Annotated in this window: 15 protein-coding genes; 9 read left to right on the top strand and 6 right to left on the bottom strand. The window is 73.1% G+C overall.

Features of this window, described 5'->3' with window-relative positions; translation table 11 throughout:
- The first annotated feature begins 411 nt into the window (after nt 1-411).
- Nucleotides 412-873 carry a type II toxin-antitoxin system PemK/MazF family toxin gene (locus tag AB0D48_RS34475; RefSeq protein WP_362406285.1) on the top strand — a complete coding sequence of 154 codons (462 nt, stop codon included), beginning with the start codon at nt 412-414 and terminating at the stop codon, nt 871-873.
- On the opposite strand, the gene AB0D48_RS34470 is transcribed toward AB0D48_RS34475, so the two are convergent.
- Entirely contained in the window at nt 858-1,844 is a 987-nt protein-coding gene (locus AB0D48_RS34470; RefSeq protein ID WP_362406270.1) for a helix-turn-helix domain-containing protein, read from the bottom strand. The genes AB0D48_RS34475 and AB0D48_RS34470 overlap by 16 nt on opposite strands.
- A 101-nt stretch (nt 1,845-1,945) precedes the next feature.
- On the opposite strand from AB0D48_RS34470, the gene AB0D48_RS34465 reads away from it, so the two are divergent.
- Nucleotides 1,946-3,127 carry an MFS transporter gene (locus AB0D48_RS34465; RefSeq protein ID WP_362406282.1) on the top strand — a complete coding sequence of 394 codons (1,182 nt, stop codon included), beginning with the start codon at nt 1,946-1,948 and terminating at the stop codon, nt 3,125-3,127.
- A gap of 73 nt (nt 3,128-3,200) precedes the next feature.
- Here AB0D48_RS34465 and AB0D48_RS34460 read toward each other — a convergent pair whose 3' ends face one another.
- A complete protein-coding gene (locus AB0D48_RS34460) occupies nt 3,201-4,037 on the bottom strand; it encodes a TIGR02452 family protein (protein ID WP_362406268.1) in 837 nt (278 codons plus the stop codon).
- A 106-nt stretch (nt 4,038-4,143) separates the two neighbouring features.
- On the opposite strand from AB0D48_RS34460, the gene egtA reads away from it, so the two are divergent.
- Genes egtA through egtD form a run of 4 tightly spaced genes read left to right on the top strand, consistent with a single transcriptional unit; the run spans nt 4,144 to nt 8,499 of the window.
- A complete protein-coding gene (egtA, locus tag AB0D48_RS34455) occupies nt 4,144-5,451 on the top strand; it encodes an ergothioneine biosynthesis glutamate--cysteine ligase EgtA (RefSeq protein WP_362406265.1) in 1,308 nt (435 codons plus the stop codon).
- A complete protein-coding gene (egtB, locus tag AB0D48_RS34450) occupies nt 5,448-6,752 on the top strand; it encodes an ergothioneine biosynthesis protein EgtB (protein ID WP_362406262.1) in 1,305 nt (434 codons plus the stop codon). The genes egtA and egtB overlap by 4 nt, the downstream gene beginning before the upstream one ends.
- Nucleotides 6,752-7,528 (top strand): ergothioneine biosynthesis protein EgtC, encoded by a 777-nt coding sequence (gene egtC / locus AB0D48_RS34445; RefSeq protein WP_362406259.1) that lies wholly within the window; start codon nt 6,752-6,754, stop codon nt 7,526-7,528. The genes egtB and egtC overlap by 1 nt, the downstream gene beginning before the upstream one ends.
- On the top strand, nt 7,525-8,499 hold the full coding sequence (egtD, locus tag AB0D48_RS34440; RefSeq protein ID WP_362406256.1) for an L-histidine N(alpha)-methyltransferase: 975 nt from the start codon (nt 7,525-7,527) through the stop codon (nt 8,497-8,499). Before egtC ends, egtD begins: the two co-directional genes overlap by 4 nt.
- Here egtD and AB0D48_RS34435 read toward each other — a convergent pair.
- From AB0D48_RS34435 to AB0D48_RS34425, 3 genes are all read right to left on the bottom strand, one after another.
- Nucleotides 8,382-9,320: a 1-acyl-sn-glycerol-3-phosphate acyltransferase gene (locus AB0D48_RS34435; RefSeq protein WP_362406253.1), complete on the bottom strand. Its 939-nt coding sequence runs from the start codon at nt 9,318-9,320 to the stop codon at nt 8,382-8,384. The genes egtD and AB0D48_RS34435 overlap by 118 nt on opposite strands.
- Nucleotides 9,317-10,174, bottom strand: coding sequence for a GNAT family N-acyltransferase (locus AB0D48_RS34430; protein WP_362406250.1), 858 nt, complete (start codon nt 10,172-10,174; stop codon nt 9,317-9,319). Before AB0D48_RS34430 ends, AB0D48_RS34435 begins: the two co-directional genes overlap by 4 nt.
- Nucleotides 10,175-10,448: 274 nt before the next feature.
- Complete coding sequence (locus AB0D48_RS34425; RefSeq protein WP_362406279.1) at nt 10,449-11,705, bottom strand: extracellular solute-binding protein; 1,257 nt, start codon at nt 11,703-11,705, stop codon at nt 10,449-10,451.
- 171 nt (nt 11,706-11,876) lie between these two features.
- Between AB0D48_RS34425 and AB0D48_RS34420 the strand changes: the two genes are divergently transcribed.
- Complete coding sequence (locus AB0D48_RS34420; protein WP_030663252.1) at nt 11,877-12,092, top strand: dodecin; 216 nt, start codon at nt 11,877-11,879, stop codon at nt 12,090-12,092.
- A gap of 34 nt (nt 12,093-12,126) precedes the next feature.
- On the opposite strand, the gene AB0D48_RS34415 is transcribed toward AB0D48_RS34420, so the two are convergent.
- Nucleotides 12,127-12,618 (bottom strand): hypothetical protein, encoded by a 492-nt coding sequence (locus AB0D48_RS34415; RefSeq protein ID WP_362406247.1) that lies wholly within the window; start codon nt 12,616-12,618, stop codon nt 12,127-12,129.
- Nucleotides 12,619-12,837: 219 nt separating this feature from the next.
- On the opposite strand from AB0D48_RS34415, the gene AB0D48_RS34410 reads away from it, so the two are divergent.
- Nucleotides 12,838-13,845, top strand: coding sequence for an LLM class flavin-dependent oxidoreductase (locus AB0D48_RS34410; protein ID WP_362406244.1), 1,008 nt, complete (start codon nt 12,838-12,840; stop codon nt 13,843-13,845).
- Between the two features lie 10 nt (nt 13,846-13,855).
- Nucleotides 13,856-16,315, top strand: coding sequence for an excinuclease ABC subunit UvrA (locus AB0D48_RS34405; protein ID WP_362406241.1), 2,460 nt, complete (start codon nt 13,856-13,858; stop codon nt 16,313-16,315).
- The last annotated feature ends 107 nt before the right edge of the window (nt 16,316-16,422 follow it).

Genomic DNA, 16,422 nt, shown 5'->3' with positions numbered 1-16,422 from the left:
GCGACGCGACCGAAGGGAGCGCCCTTGAGGGACCGGCCCGGCCCGGAAGACGATGGGACGGACGGGAAACCCCCAGCCCCACCCTGATCCGGAGTAAGCGGCTCCCGACAACCCGAAGCCCCCGCCCCACTTCCCTGCCCCCGCCCCGCTGTGGTCCCGCCGCCCGAAGCCCCCGCCCCACTTCCCCGACGCCGAGTGAGTGGCTCTCGCCGCCCGAAGCCACCGCCCCACGCCCCCGAAGCCCCCGCCCCCCGCCACCCAACGCCCCCCGCCCCCACGCCCCTGACACCGCCCAGACGTCCCGGCTCCCGAAGCCCCCGACCCGCTACCCTCACCCGGATGACGGCACTTTCGCATCACAGCAACTCCGGCAACGCTCGTATCGGCAACGGTCGTGCCGACAATGCTCGTATCGACAGCGGCCGTGCCGACAACGGCCGCGTCGACCAGCCCGGCCGTGACGGCGCCACCGCCACCACCGAGGCCGATCCGCAGGCCATCGGGCCGGTGCAGACGTCGTACGCCCCGGACCCCGACGGCGACCCGGACCCCGGCGAGATCGTCTGGACGTGGGTCCCCTTCGAGGAGAACGACGGCCGTGGCAAGGACCGCCCGGTGCTGGTCGTGGCCCGGGAGGCGGGCGGGCGGACGCTGCTCGCCGTACAGCTGTCCAGCAAGCGGCACGACCACGACCGGGAGTGGGTACCGATCGGCACGGGACCGTGGGACAGCGCCGGGCGGGAGTCCTGGGTGGATGTCGACCGGGTGCTGCGCGTGCACGAGTCGGGGATGCGGCGCGAGGCCTGCGCGCTGGACCGGGGTCGCTTCGAGCTGGTGGTCGACCGGCTGCGCGAGCGTTACGGCTGGCGGTAGCCGGTCAGTTCGTCGCCGAGGGCGCTGCGGCGGTACAGGACCTGACGTCCGGCGCGCGCCCGGGTCGCGAGGCCCGTGGCGTACAGGACGCGCAGGTGCTGGGAGACGGCGCTCGGGGTGACCCGGAGGCGGCGGGCGATCTCGACCGTGGGCAACGGCTCGTCGAGCAGACCGAGCAGCCTCGCTCTGGGCGCACCGAGCAGGGACACGAGCGCCGCCGCGTCGGCGACGGGCGCCGGGCCCCAGAGCGTCGCCACGCCGCGGCAGGGGTACGCCAGCATCGGCGGTTCGTCCGGGCTGAGCGGCGGCGCGGGCTTGTGGGCGAACACGGACGGTACGAGGAGCAGGCCCCGGCCGGACGCTGCGACGTGGTGGCCGCCGATCATGTCGGCGATGTGCAGCACGCCGTTGTGCCAGCGCAGATTCGGGTGCATGTCGGCGAATAGCTGGCGGGCGCCGCCCACGGCCAGTTGCCGCGCGCGGTGCGTCATGTCGGCTTCCAGCACGAGGCGCATCTGCGGCCACATCGGCTCGACGGCGGCCTTCCAGTACCGCCGCAGGAGGTCGCAGATGTCGTCGCGGAGTCCGACGACGGCCGAGTCGTCGACGGCGGTGGCATCGCACAGGGCTTCGGGAAGCGGGTCCGGGGCGTGTGTGGCGAGCAGGTCGCGGCGGACCAGCTCAGGGGAGGTCCGGCGGGCGACGGCCAGTTCCTCTTCGAAGGCCGGGGCGAAACTCGCGGGCCGCGGGGTCAGGAAGTCGGGAAGGGTGCGCCGCGCCGCGACCAGGGACATGAGCAGGCCGGTGTCGAGCGCGCCGAGTGCGCCGAGAACGGATCTGCGCCACGGGAGGTGCAGCGCGGACAGCCCCGGCTCGCGCAGCACCCGCAGGCTGAGCACCGTCTCGTGCAGGGGCGACAGGGCGAACCGCGTGTCCGCGAGGTCCTCGACACCGAGCTCGAAGCTGATCATTAAGCTCCACGCTACATCGATTGGCGGCGGAACCCGGGTGCCGTGAACTTCCCGGCATGACACAGCCGACACACGCACGGCAGGCGTCCGCCGCCCCCGGGATGAGTCGCCGCATGCTCCTGGTCCTCGCCCTGACCGGCGCCGTCGGCGTGGGCAACATCTACTTCCCGCAGGCGATCAGCCCGCTGGTCGTCGCCGGACTGGGCGCGTCGCCCGATTCCGCCGGCCTGGTGGTCACCGCGATCCAGGTGGGCTACACGGCCGGGATCTTCCTGCTGGTGCCGCTCGGTGACCGGCTGCCGTACCGCCCGTTCCTCGTCACCCTGCTCGCCCTCACCGGCGCCGGTCTGCTGGCCGCGGGCTGCGCGCCGGCCCTGCCGCCCCTCCTCGCCGCCGGCGCGGTGGTGGGGGTCACCACGGTGGCCGCCCAGGTCATAGGTCCGATGGCGGCCGGACTGGTGGCCCCCGAACGCCGCGGGGAGGTGGTGGGCACCCTGCTGAGCGGGTCCATCGGCGGCATGCTGCTGGCCCGCACCTTCAGCGGGACCCTCGGCGAGTGGCTGGGCTGGCGCGCCCCCTACCTGGTGGCCGCCCTCGTGGTCCTGTTCCTCGCGACCGTACTGGCCCGCGTCCTGCCGGTCACCACTCCGCCCTCGCGCCAGGCGTATCCGTCGCTGCTGGCCGAGCCGCTGCGCCTGTTCCGCGCCGAGCCGGACCTGCGCCGCTCCTGCTTCTACCAGGCGACGGTCTTCGGCGGCTTCTCCGCCGTGTGGACCTGTCTGGCGCTCCTCCTCACCGGCCCGGCGTACGGCCTGGGCGCCCACGCCGTGGGGATGCTCGCCCTGGTCGGCGCGGCCACCATGGTGTGCACACCGTTCGCCGGACGCCTGGTGGACCGCAGGGGGCCCGATCAGGTGAACCTGGTCTGCATCCTCGGCGTCCTGCTCTCGGCCGCGGTCCTCGCCCCGGGTGCCTGGGGCGGCGCGCCAGGTCTGGCGGCGCTGGTCGTCGGCACGCTGCTGCTCGACGTCGCGATGCAGTCGGGCATGGTCGCCAATCACGCCCGGGTGTACGCCCTGCGTCCCGACGCCCGCAGCAGGCTCAACACCGCCTACATGACCTGCGCCTACCTGGGCGGCAGCGCGGGCTCGTGGGGCGGGGTGCGCGTCTACGGACGGGCCGGATGGCACGGCGTGTGCGCGCTCGTTGCGGTCCTCGCCGCCCTCGCCCTGGTCCGCCACCTCGTGGCGCTGTACGGCGGAAGGAACGCGAGCCGGCGTTGACACGGTCGTGCTGGTCGGTCGTCTACGTCGTTCCACGCCGCGGCTGTCCGCCGTTCACGCCGCGAAAGCCCGCCTACGCCGCGAAGGCCCGTTCGAAGGCTTCCCGCGTTCGCGGATCGCGGTCCAGGATCCCGAACACCACCCGGTCGAACACCCCTGCGAACCGTCCCGTCAGCAGCCCCCGGAAGGCTTCCGCCACGTCCGCCGGATCGTTCCGGAACACCCCGCACCCCCACGCGCCGAGGACCAGCCCGCGGTACCCGTGCAGCGCGGCCACCTCCAGGACGAGCCCCGCCCGCCGCACCAGCGCCCCGGGGATCTCGGCGGCCCGCTCCGGCTCCTGGCGCAGGATCGTGCCCGCGTTCGGGGCCGGGGAGGTCAGGAAGCCGGCCCGGAACGGGTTCTCCAGCAGTACGCCCCGGTCGTCGCGGAAGACGGGTACCCCGGGGGAGTGAATCACCCGGTCGGTGTAGAAGGTGCTGCGTTCCGCGCGGTGGATCTCGTAGTACTCCGGTGCCTCCAGGAGGGTCTCGTACAGGGCCGAGGCGCGGCACAGGGCCTCCTCCTGGGCCTTGGCCCCGCGGACGTAGCCACCCCCGGGATTCCGGGCCGAAGCGAAGTTCAGCACTGCCACGCCGGTACCCTCCGGGACCGGGTCCAGGCCCTCCGGGGCGAGCCTGCGGGCCGCGACCGTGCTGCTCTCCCCGGTGACCTCGACGGCCGTCGCACCACCCCCGCCCGCGATCACCTCGCCTGGAATGACCCGGTTTGGTCCATATATCCTGGTTCCTGCCTTGGCCTCCGCCAGGGCGGCGGCCAGCGCGACCTGCCGTCCCGACCGCGTCCGGTATCCACCGGCCGCCAGAATGTCCGCGTTCTCCCGCGCGATCTCGCGCAATCTACTGCTCACGCCGCCATCTTCCGCACCACCAGCCCCGGCGGCAAAGGTATTTGTACTCTCCGGACGGGTAGGCACGGGTGATGTCACGGCCGACGAGAAGAGACGAGGACCGGTCATGTCACAGGACTCACCCGCTCCCCCCACCGCCCACCCACCCGCAGTCTCGATCACCGAGACCGAGGCCGAGGACCTGATCCACGGCATCTGTTTCAAGACCGGCCCGCCCCGCCTCCTCGGAGCCGAGCTCGAATGGCTGGTCCTGGACGCGGAGCGGCCGGTTCGGCCCGTGTCCCCCGAGCGGCTGCGCGCCGCGCACACCGCCGCCCGCACGCTCCCCCTCCACTCCCGGGTGACGGTGGAACCCGGCGGCCAGCTGGAGCTCAGCTCGGCCCCCGCCACCTCCCTCAGTGACTGCGTGGACAGCCTGCAGTCCGATCTCACCGCCGTACGGGCCGCCCTGCTCACCCAGGGCCTGGTCCTGCACGGCCACGGCCACGACTACCGCCGCCCGTACCGCCGGCTGCTGGCCAGCCCCCGCTACGACGCGATGGAGGTCTACTTCGACCGCACCGGCCCGGCCGGGCGCGCCATGATGTGCGCCTCCGCCTCCGTGCAGGTCTGCGTGGACGCCGGGCACGAGGAGCCCGGCGCGCTCGGTCACGGCCGGCGCTGGCGGCTGGCGCACCTGCTGGGCGCCGTTCTGGTGGCCGCCTTCGCCAACTCCCCCGCGCACGAGGGCCCGTACTCCGGCTGGCGCTGCGCCCGCCAGGGAACCTGGGCCGACATCGACGACGGCCGGCGCGCGCTCGCCCCGCCGCTGGACGGTCCGCCGCGCGACACCTGGACCCGGCAGGCGCTGGACACCGAGGTGATGTGCGTACGGTCCTACGACGGCGAGCCGTGGGCGATCCCGCGCGGCATGACCTTCCGCGACTGGCTGCGCACGGGCGGCCACCCGGGGCTGCGGCCCCCCACCGCGGAGGACCTGGACTACCACCTGACCACGCTGTTCCCGCCGGTGCGGCCGCGCGGCCACATGGAGCTGCGGATGATCGACGCCCAGCCCGGGGCCGACGGCTGGCTGGTCCCGGTGGCCGTCGTGCACGCCCTGTTCGACGATCCGGAGGCGGCCGAGACCGCGTACCGGGTGGCTAAGGGACTCGCCGACACCTACGGCTCCGCGCCCGCGCCCCGCAATCGGCTCTGGAAGGCCGCCGCCCGTCGCGGCCTGTCCGATCCGGAGCTGCGGGCGGCCGCCAAGGCCTGCTTCCGGGCCGCCTCCGAGGCACTGCCCCGGCTGGGCGCGAGCGCGCACGTCCGGGAGACGGTCGGCGCCTTCACCGAGCGCTTCGTCCTGCGCGGCCGCTGCCCGGCCGACGACACGCCCCAGCCGCAGCCCACCGCGAGGGAGGTCCGCCCGTGACCACCGAATCCCACCCCGGCCTGCGGGAGCGGGCCGCCGCCGCCCTGACCGCGGCGCGGGCCCGTACGGCCGCGCTCACCGGCGCCGTGACCGACGAGGACCTGACCGCGCAGCACTCCCCCCTGATGTCCCCGCTGGTCTGGGACCTGGCACACATCGGGAACCAGGAGGAGCTCTGGCTGCTGCGCAACGTCGCGGGGCGGGAGTCCATGCGCCCCGAGATCAATTCGCTTTACGATGCGTTCGAGCATCCCCGCTCCGAGCGGCCGAAGCTGCCGCTGCTGGGGCCCGGGGAGGCCCGCCGGTACGCGGCCGAGGTGCGCGGCAGGGTCTTCGACCTGCTGGAGCGCACTCCGTTGGAGGGTACGGCGCTGCTGGACTCCGGCTTCGTCTTCGGGATGATCGCCCAGCACGAACAGCAGCACGACGAGACCATGCTGATCACGCATCAGCTCCGGCGGGGCGCCCCCGTACTGACGGCCCCGGACCCGGATCCGCCGTACGACCCGCCACTCGCGGCTGAAGTACTGGTCCCCGGCGGTCCGTTCACGATGGGCACCTCGGCCGAGCCGTGGTCGCTGGACAACGAGCGGCCCGCGCACACCCGGGACACCGCGCCGTTCTGGATCGACACGGTGCCGGTGACCAATGCCGCGTACGAGGCGTTCATCGCGGACGGCGGCTACCGCGAGCCCCGCTGGTGGGCGCCGGCGGGCTGGGAGCAGATCCGCGAACACGGCATCGGGGCACCATTGTTCTGGCACCGGGAGGGCGGCCAGTGGCTGCGCCGCCGCTTCGGGGTGACCGAGCCGGTGCCGGGTGAGGAGCCTGTGCTGCACGTCAGCTGGTACGAGGCGGACGCCTACGCCCGCTGGGCGGGGCGCCGCCTGCCCACGGAAGCCGAGTGGGAGAAGGCGGCCCGGCACGATCCGGCGAGCGGCCGCTCGACCCGCTACCCGTGGGGCGACGCCGACCCCACCCCCGCGCACGCCAATCTGGGCCAGCGCCATCTGCGTCCGGCCCGGGCAGGCAGCTACCCCGCCGGGGCCTCCCCGCTGGGGGTGCGCCAGCTGATCGGCGACGTGTGGGAGTGGACGGCCTCCGACTTCCTGCCGTACCCGGGGTTCCGGGCCTTCCCGTACCGCGAGTACTCGGAGGTGTTCTTCGGGCCGGAGCACAAGGTGCTGCGAGGCGGTTCGTTCGCGGTGGACCCGGTGGCCTGCCGGGGCACCTTCCGCAACTGGGACCTTCCGGTGCGGCGGCAGATATTCTCCGGCTTCCGCACCGCGAGCGATGTCTGATGTGCCGTCATCTCGCTTATCTGGGGCCGGTCGTGACGCTCGGACGGCTGCTGATCGAGCCGGAGCACTCGCTGGTCCACCAGTCCTGGGAGCCGCGCCGCCAGCGCAGCGGCACGGTCAACGCCGACGGGTTCGGCGTCGGCTGGTACGCCGACGAGGACCCGGTCCCCGCCCGCTACCGCAGGGCCGGCCCGATCTGGGGCGATCTGACCTTCGCCGACCTGGCCCGCGTAGTACGCAGCGGGGCCGCGCTGGCCGCCGTACGGGACTCCACGCGGCCCGGGGCCGACGGGGAGGCCGCCGCGGCGCCGTTCACGGACGGGCCGTGGCTGTTCAGCCACAACGGCGTGATACGGGACTGGCCGGACTCGGTGGCTCCGCTCGCGCTCGGCCTGCCCCCCGAGGAGTTGCTCCGGCTGGAGGCCCGCACGGACTCGGCACTGGTCTGGGCGCTGGTCCTGAACCGGCTGCGGGCCGGGGAGGACCTGGGCGCGGCGCTGTCCGGGCCGGTCCGGGAGCTGGCCGCGGCCGCGCCCGGCTCCCGGCTGAACCTGCTGCTGACGGACGGCGCCGCCATCGCCGCGACGGCGTGGGGCGATTCGCTCTGGTATCTGCCCGACGTGCCGACGCAGCGCATGGTGGTGGCGTCCGAGCCGTACGACGACGACTCCCGCTGGTGCGAAGTACCCGACGGGACCCTGCTGACCGCCACCCGTACCCGGGTCGAGCTGACCCCGCTCAAGGAGACCCCGATGAGGGAGAAGGAGCGCTCGTGAACCACTTCCAGATGACCCGGACCCTCGACGAGCACGCCGCGGAGGCCGCGCTGCGCGCGGATGTGCTGCACGGCCTGACCCAGAACCCCAAGGTGCTGCCGCCGAAGTGGTTCTACGACGCGCGCGGCAGTGAACTCTTCGAGGAGATCACCCGGTTGCCCGAGTACTACCCCACCCGCGCGGAGCGGGAGATCCTGCTGGAGCGGGCGCAGGAGATCGCCTCGGTGAGCGGGGCCAGGACCCTGGTCGAACTGGGCTCCGGTTCCTCGGAGAAGACCCGGCACCTGATCGAGGCGATGCCCGCGCTTGACACCTACATCCCGGTGGACGTCAGCGAGAGCGCCCTGGCCGGTGCGGCCGAGACGCTCCTGTCGGCGCATCCGGGGCTGCGGGTGCACGCGCTGCTGGCCGATTTCACGGCGGCGCTGCAGCTGCCGGAGTCCCCCGGACCCCGGCTCGTGGTGTTCCTGGGCGGCACGATCGGGAATCTGCTGCCGCCGGAGCGGGCGGTGTTCCTCGCGTCCGTACGGGCGATGCTCTCGCCCGGGGACACGCTGCTGATCGGCACGGACCTGGTCAAGGACGAGGCCGTACTGGTGGCGGCGTACGACGACGCCCAGGGGGTGACGGCCGAGTTCAACAAGAACGTACTGGCCGTCATCGACAGGGAGTTGGGTGCTGACTTCCACACCGCGGACTTCGAGCACGTGGCGGTGTGGAACCGGGAGCAGGAGTGGATCGAGATGCGGCTGCGGGCCCGGTCGGAGGTGCTGGTGAAGATCCGGGCGCTGGATCTGGTGGTGCCGTTCGCGGCGGGTGAGGAGATCCTGACGGAGGTGTCCGCCAAATTCCGTCAGGAGGGGGTACGGAAGGAACTGGCGGCGGCGGGGCTTGAGTTGACCCAGTGGTGGACGGACGCGGCGGGCCGTTTCGCGCTGTCCTTGTCGGTCGCCGACGGTTTGGCGGGCTGAGCGGGGATGCCCGGGAGCGGCACCGGGTGTGAGGCGGTGGCGATCGCCGTCTGAGCGGCGGCCGCGAGGTCCCGCCGGTCCGTGGAACGGCCCGGCGGGATCCGCGGCAGCAGCGTGACCTCGGCCCGGATCCCGCGGGCCCGGGCGATCCGCCAGAGCGAGGCCGTCAGCGGGTCGTCCCCGACGAACGCGGGCTCCCCGGCCGTTTCCCCGTCGCACCGCAGGTAGGCGAGGCGGATCGGCTGTACGAGTACCCGCGCGTCCAGAGCGGACTGGAAGGCGGCCCTGCGGAAGGTGCCCTGGGCGCGCCCGCACCAGGTGGATCCCTCGGGGAAGACCGTGACCCGGTCGCCGGCCAGCAGCGCCTCGGTGACGCTCGCGACGGTGGCGGGCAGGGCCCGGATGCGGTCGCGTTCGATGAACAGGGTTCCGGCTCGTCCCGCGAGGCGGCCGAGGACCGGCCAGGCCCGGATGTCGCTCTTGGCAAGCATCCGGCAGGGCAGGACTGCGGCGACGAGCGGGATGTCCAGCCAGGAGATGTGATTGGCGACGACGAGGCGGCCGCCGCCCGGCCCGGGGCTTCCGTGCACCGCGATGCGTATGCCGAAGGCCCGTACCAGCGCGGCCGACCAGGCCCGTACCACGGCTTGCCGGGGCCGGGCGGGCAGTATCCGCAGGGGTGGGGCGCCGAGGATTCCGATCAGGATCAGGGCGATGGCGGCGGTGAGCCGGAGGACCGCGTGCGGGATGCTCGTGGTCCTCCCCTCGTGGCCGGTGCAGGCCTCGGGGGTGCAGGGCGAGGTGGGCAGCCAGACACTCATGCGCCCGGGACGAGCGAGAGGAAGTGCTTGAGGTAGCGCGGGTTGGTGCGGCGCAGGGAGAGCAGGACGTACAGGTCGGCGCAGCCGAACTCGGCGTCGAGGGCGGGCTCCCGGCAGACCCAGGCGCCCAGGCGCAGGTAGCCGCGCAGCAGCGGGGGCAGTTCCATGCGGGTGGGGAAGGCGATGCCCTCGGGGTTCCAGGGGAGGTGGGGCGTGACCCGGTACTCCTCGGGGGCGAGGGCGCGGGCCAGGGAAGCCTCGCGGGTGGCGGCGGCCAGGACCCCGCCGTCGGCGAGCGGTATCGAGCAGCAGCCGGCGAGCCAGTTGTGCCCCGAGCGGTCCATGTAGCGGGCCAGGCCGGCCCAGATGAGGGCGATGACGGCGCCGTTTCGGTGGTCGGGGTGGACGCAGGAGCGGCCCACCTCGACGAGGTCGGGTCGGATGGGCGCGAGGGCGGAAAGGTCGAACTCGCCCTCGGAGTAGAGGCGTCCGGCGACGGCGGCACGCTCCGGGGGCAGCAGCCGGTAGGTGCCGACGACCTGCTCGGTCTCCTCGTCGATGACGAGGAGGTGGTCGCAGTACGCGTCGAAGGCGTCGACGTCGAGTCCGGGCTCGGGCCCGTCCAGGCGGGCGCCGAGCTCGCCGGCGAAGACGAGGTGGCGCAGGCGCTGGGCGGCGCGCACCTCGTCCTCGCTGCGGGCGAGGCGTACGGCGTAGCGGGGGCCGTCGGCGGGGGCGGGGCGCGTGGCGGCGAGGGCGGGCGTGGCGACGGGGGCCAGCGTGGCGACGGGGGTGCTTGTCGTGGCTGGGGCGGCCGGGGGAAGGGGGGACGGGGACAGGGGTGCGATGGTCATGGCGGCTCCTGATCCGGGCACGGAGAGCCAGGCCGGCAGGTGTGCGACCTGGCTCCTTTACTTCTTCCGTGACCGGCTGGATTCGACATGACCGCTCAGCGGCCCGCGGATGTGCGGACGCTGAACTCGGCGGTGCTTCCGGCAGCGCTCCCTGCGGCGCTCCGGCGGCGCTCCGGCGGCGCTCCGGCGGCGCTCCGGCGGTGCTCCGGTTGCTCCGGCGGTGCTCCGGTTGCTCCGGCGGCGCTCTCCGCGGCACCCCCTGATACCGGCCCGGTCAGCGGTCGGAGCTGAGCACCTTGCTGATGGTGTCGGAGGCCGCTCTGGCCGCCTGCTTGGGGTCCTGGCCCGTGAGGACGGCCGTCATGAAGGGTTTGATCGGGTTCTTCGCCTCGATCTCGGCCCAGCGGGCGGACTTCGGCGTGGCCCGGCCCTGGGCGGCGCCGACCGCCATGCTGGCGGCCCCGTCGTTGCCCTCGACGACGTGCGCGAGGGTGGTCTTGTTCGGCACGTAACTCATCGTGCGGGCGAGTTCCGTCTGCCACTTCTCGCTGACCAGCGCGGTGATCACGGCCACGGCGTTCTTCCGCTGCCGGGTCTTCTCCGGGATGATCAGGTCCGAGCCGCCGGTGAACACGGCGCCCGCTCTGTCGGCGGTCTTGCCGGGGATCGGGAAGTAGCCGAGCTTGCCCTTGAGCGCGGGGTTGGCCGCCTCTATCGCGGCGGCCTGGCCCGGCGGGGCGATGATCTGGGCAACCTGGCCGCGGGCGAAGACCTCCGACTGCGGGGGTGTCTCCTCGTCGGCGTCCTTGGGGCCGTTCCCGAGGGCCTGGAGCTGCTTGTAGAACTCCATGCCGGCCAGAGCCTTCTCGTCGTCGAGGCTTCCGACCCACCGGCCGCTGGTCTCGACGGCGAGTTCGCCGCCCTCGTCCCAGATGAAGCCGGCGAGGACGTACCAGTTCTGGCCGGCGAGGTAGATGCCCTGCTGCTCGGCCTTGTCGAGCTTCTGCGTGGTCTGGATCCACTCCGCGCGGGTCCTGGGCGTGGTCTTGAGCCCGGCGTTCGCGAAGAGGTCCTTGTTGTAGATCACCACGCGGTTCGCGGCGTACCACGGGACGCCGTACTGGGCGCCGTTGACGCTTCCCGGATCGGAGAGGCCCTTGAGCCAGTCCTTGCTGCCCCATTCGCGCAGCCCTTCGAGGGTGAGTTCGCAGAGGCCGCCCGTCTCGATGTACTGGGCGACCTGGGTGTTGCCGACCTCGATGACGTCGGCGTCCTCCTTGCCCGTCCCCCGCAGCACGGCGTTGACCTTGTCGCCGATGCCCGTCCATTCCTGGATCCTGACGTCCAGGTCGACACCCGGGTGTTCCTTCTCGAAGGACGCGGTGAACTTGCCGACGAAGTCCTCCGAGGCGCTGCCCTTCATCAGCCAGAGCGTCACCTTCTGCGGTCCCCCGGCCGGATCACCCGAATGGCCGCAGCCCGTCAGGGCGGTCGCGGCCGCGAGGGCGGTGCATACGGCGAGGAAGCGCATCTTCACGTAGGGCCACCTTCTGGGGACGGATCTCGGTGGCTTGAAATTGGCATAGACCAATGGGCGGGTCAAGGGCCTTTCGCTCGGGAATGTTCACGCAAAGCTCGCGGAGCCGGACTTACTGGGGCACCGTAGAACGAGGCAAAAGCCACCCAGCGTCGGGAGACCCCCATGTCCAATCACACGTACCGGGTGACCGAAATCGTCGGCACCTCCCACGAGGGCATCGATCAGGCCATCCGCAACGGGATCGCCCGGGCGGGCCAGACCGTGCGAAACCTCGACTGGTTCGAGGTCGTCCAGGTGCGCGGGCACATCGAGAACGGAGAGATCGCCCACTACCAAGTGGGGCTGAAGGTCGGCTTCCGCCTCGAAGGCGAGGACTGAGGGCGAGGCTGGCCGGGGCCTCCCCCTGCCCCCCTCAGGTCCGGCCTTCACCCTCCTGGGCCGCCTTGAGTTCGGGCGCGTCCGCCGCCCAGTCGGCGAGGACGGCCCGGAATCCGGCGGCGCGGGCGGCCTGGCAGACCAGTTCGTCGTCGTCCACGAGCATGCGCACCTCCCGGCCCCGGGCGATCCGCTTCAGCACTTCCAGCTTGGTCGTCCGGGCCGGCCGCCGGTCCTGGTTCCCGCGCATCCACAGCCGGCCCTCGGGCAGGCCGTGCCGGGCGAGCCACTCCTCGGTGTCCGCCCGGCAGCGCTCGGGGCGGCCGGTCAGGTACACCACCTCGCACTCGGTCCCGCTCTCCACCGCCAGCGCCACCCCGCGCCCGAGCGGCGGATCGGCCGGGGCCGCGCCGAAGAATCCGGTCCAGTCGCGGGGACGGCGCTCCAGGAAGTGCTGGCGGTGGCCCGTGTCCGCCAGGGTGTTGTCGATGTCGAAGACGGCCAGCGGCCGGTGGGTGTTCCCGCTCATCCCGCAACCCTAAGTGCTGTCACGCAATCCCCGACGGGTCAGCCTACGGCGTCAGATGCGGCGCATCGCAAGGCGGAGGGGGCCCTCATACCGGGCGCATTCGGTCTCCCAGCACGCGGCGAGGTGCCGTAGCCGGCGTCGCGCGCCCGCCGGGGATTGCCGGACAGCCCTTGCGGCGCGTCCCGGGAATCCTCACGCCCTCCGGACGTTGAGACCTGTGTGATCCGAAAACTCTCCGTCCTCGACCGGTCCCGCATCCGTGAGGGACGCCCGGTCCCCGAGGCCCTGCGCGACACCGTGGACCTGGCCCGGGCGGCCGAGGAGCTCGGCTACCACCGCTTCTGGGTGTCGGAGCACCACAGCGTTCCCGGGGTCGCGGGCTCCGCGCCGGCCGTGCTGGCCGCCGCGGTCGCCGGAGCCACCCGGCGGATCAGAGTGGGCACGGGCGGGGTCATGCTGCCCAACCACCAGCCGCTCGTGGTCGCGGAGCAGTTCGGGGTCCTGGAGGCGCTGTTCCCCGGCCGGATCGACATGGGGCTCGGCCGGTCGGTCGGCTTCACCGACGGCATCCGGCGCGCCCTGGGCCGGGACATCGGGGACGCCGACCGGTTCGAGGAGCAGCTGGCCGAGCTGCTGGGCTGGCTCGACGGCAGCCAGCGGTCCCATCCGGACGTACACGCCCGCCCCGCCGAGGGGCTGCGGATACCGGCATTCGTACTGGCCACCGGAGAGGGAGCCGGGATCGCCGCGCGGGCCGGGCTGCCGCTGGTCGTGGGGGACCTGCGGGCCCGCGGCAAGGTCGTGGAGGTCGTCGATGCCTACCGCAAGGAGTTCCGGCCCACCGCGTGGGGCGCGGAGCCGTACGTGGTGGTCTCGGGGACCGTGGCGGTGGCCGCCACTCCTGCGGACGCCCGCCGGGTCCTGGTCCCTGAGGCCTGGTCCCTCGCGTACTCCCGCACCCGGGGCAGCTTCCCGCCGCTCCGGCCGGCCGAGGAGGTCGAGGCGCTGGCCATGACCCCGAAGGAGCGGGAGTTGTACGAGGGCGCCCTGGCCGGGCACGTCCACGGCACCGAGGAGCAGGTCGCGGCGGAGCTGTCCGAGGTCGCCGAGCTGACCGGCGCGGACGAGCTGCTGGTCACCACCTCCACCTACGACCGGGCGGCGCTGCTGGACTCCTATCGCAGGCTGGCCCGGGTCGCTGGGCTCACCGCCCGGCCCGGGCTCTAAAATTGGACGAATGCACCAGCCCGCCGATCCTGGCTCTTCCGCCCGTGACCCCGACGGCCGTGACCCCGACGGCCGTGTCGCCGACAGCCCAGATGCCCGCGTACGCGTCCGGGGAGCACGCGAGCACAACCTGCGCGGCGTCGACGTGGACGTCCCGCGGGACGCGCTGACGGTGTTCACCGGGGTCTCCGGCTCCGGCAAGAGCTCGCTCGCCTTCGGCACGATCTACGCCGAAGCCCAGCGCCGGTACTTCGAGTCCGTGGCCCCCTACGCCCGCCGGCTCATCCACCAGATCGGCGCCCCGAAGGTGGACTCGATCACGGGGCTGCCGCCCGCCGTCTCCCTGGAGCAGCGCCGTTCCTCACCGGGCTCGCGGTCCTCGGTCGGGACCGTGACCCTGCTGTCCAACTCCCTGCGAATGCTGTACTCGCGGGCCGGGACGTACCCGCCGGGTGCCGGGCGGCTCGACTCCGACGCCTTCTCCCCCAACACCGCCGCCGGGGCATGCCCTTCGTGCCACGGGCTCGGCCGGATCCACCGCACCAGCGAGGAACTCCTCGTCCCCGATCCCGGACTGTCGATCCGTCAGGGTGCCATCGCCGCGTGGCCGGGTGCCTGGCAGGGGAAGAACCTGCGGGACATCCTGGAGGCGCTGGGACACGACGTGGACCGGCCGTGGCGGGAGCTGCCGGCGAAGGACCGCGAGTGGATCCTGTTCACCGAGGAGCAGCCGGTGGTGACCGTGCACCCGGTGCGGGAGGCCGACCGGATCCAGCGGCCTTACCAGGGCACGTACATGAGCGCGCACCGCTATGTGATGCGGACCTTCTCCGACAGCAAGAGCGCCACCCTGCGGGCCCGCGCGGAGAGCTTCCTCGCCGACTCCCCCTGCCCGGTGTGCGAAGGGCGGCGGCTGCGGCCGGAGGCCCTGGCGGTGACGTTCGCCGGGTACGGGATCGCCGAGCTGGCGGCGCTGGCGCTGACCGACCTGGACGGCGTACTGGCCGGCGCGTCGGGGGGCGGGGAGGCGGCGCGGGTGCTCGCGGAGGACCTGCGCGCGCGGATCGGGCCCGTCGTCGAGCTGGGGCTCGGCTATCTGAGCCTGGACCGCGCCGCGCCCACCCTGTCCGCGGGCGAGCTGCAGCGGCTGCGGCTGGCGACGCAGCTGCGTTCGGGGCTGTTCGGCGTGGTGTACGTACTGGACGAGCCGTCGGCAGGGCTGCACCCGGCCGACACCGAGGCGCTGCTCGGCGTACTGGACCGGCTGAAGGCGGCAGGGAACACGGTGTTCGTCGTGGAACACGATCTGGATGTGGCGCGGCACGCGGACTGGCTGGTGGACGTGGGGCCGCTGGCCGGGGAGCACGGCGGGCGGGTGCTGTACAGCGGGCCGCCGGAGGCGCTCGCCGGTGTGGCGGAGTCGGCGACGGGCCGGTACCTGTTCGAGGCGCCGGAGCCGGCCGGGGCACTTCGCCCGGTGCGGGAGGCGACCGGGAACGTGCGGCTCAGCGGGGTCGACCGGCACAACCTCCGGGGCGTGACGGCCGAGTTCCCGCTGGGCGTGTTCACTGCGGTGACCGGGGTGTCGGGGTCGGGGAAGTCGACGCTGGTGGGCCAGGCGCTGGCCCGGGAGGTCGAAGAGCGGCTCGCGGAGCCGGACTTCCCCGTACGGCGGCTGGTGCAGGTCGACCAGAAGCCGATCGGCCGCACGCCGAGGTCCAACCTGGCCACGTACACGGGTCTGTTCGACGTGGTGCGCAAGCTGTTCACGGCCGCGCCGGAGGCGAAGGCGCGCGGCTGGAAGGCGGGCCGGTTCTCGTTCAACGTGTCGGGCGGCCGGTGCGAGACGTGCCAGGGCGAGGGCTTCGTCTCGGTGGAGCTGCTGTTCCTGCCGAGTACCTACGCCCCGTGCCCGGAGTGTGCGGGCGCCCGGTACAACGCCGAGACCCTGGAGGTCCGGTACGCGGGGCTGAACATCGCGGAGGTGCTGGCGCTGACGGTGGAATCGGCGGCCGGATTCTTCGCGGAGGTGCCGGCGGCGGCGCGCAGCCTGCGCGCGCTGGAGGACATCGGGCTGGGCTACCTGCGGCTGGGGCAGCCGGCCACCGAGCTGTCGGGCGGTGAGGCGCAGCGGATCAAGCTGGCCACGGAGCTGCAGAGGCTGCGTCGGGACCACACGCTGTACCTGCTGGACGAGCCGACGACCGGGCTGCATCCGGCCGATGTACAGGTGCTGCTGCGGCAGTTGCACGGGCTGGTGGACGCCGGGCACTCGGTGGTGGTCGTGGAGCACGACATGGCGGTGGTGGCGGGCGCGGACTGGGTCATCGACCTGGGACCGGGCGGTGGCACGGAGGGCGGCCGGATCGTTGCCGCGGGCATCCCGTCGGCAGTGGCCTGCACCCAGGGCAGTCGGACGGCGGCCTATCTGGCGCGGGCCCTCGGGCCGGTCCCGGAGGGCAACGGCTGAGGGCTGTCCCGTGATCCCCCGTGGGTCGGCGCGCGGCGTCAGATGCGGGGCATCGCAAGGCGGAGGAGCGCTCCCATACTGGGTGTATTCGGGCGTTCCGACAACGC

The organism is Streptomyces sp. NPDC048269, from assembly GCF_040652395.1.
GTDB lineage: Bacteria > Actinomycetota > Actinomycetes > Streptomycetales > Streptomycetaceae > Streptomyces.
This window is presented reverse-complemented; position numbering and strand designations above follow the sequence as displayed.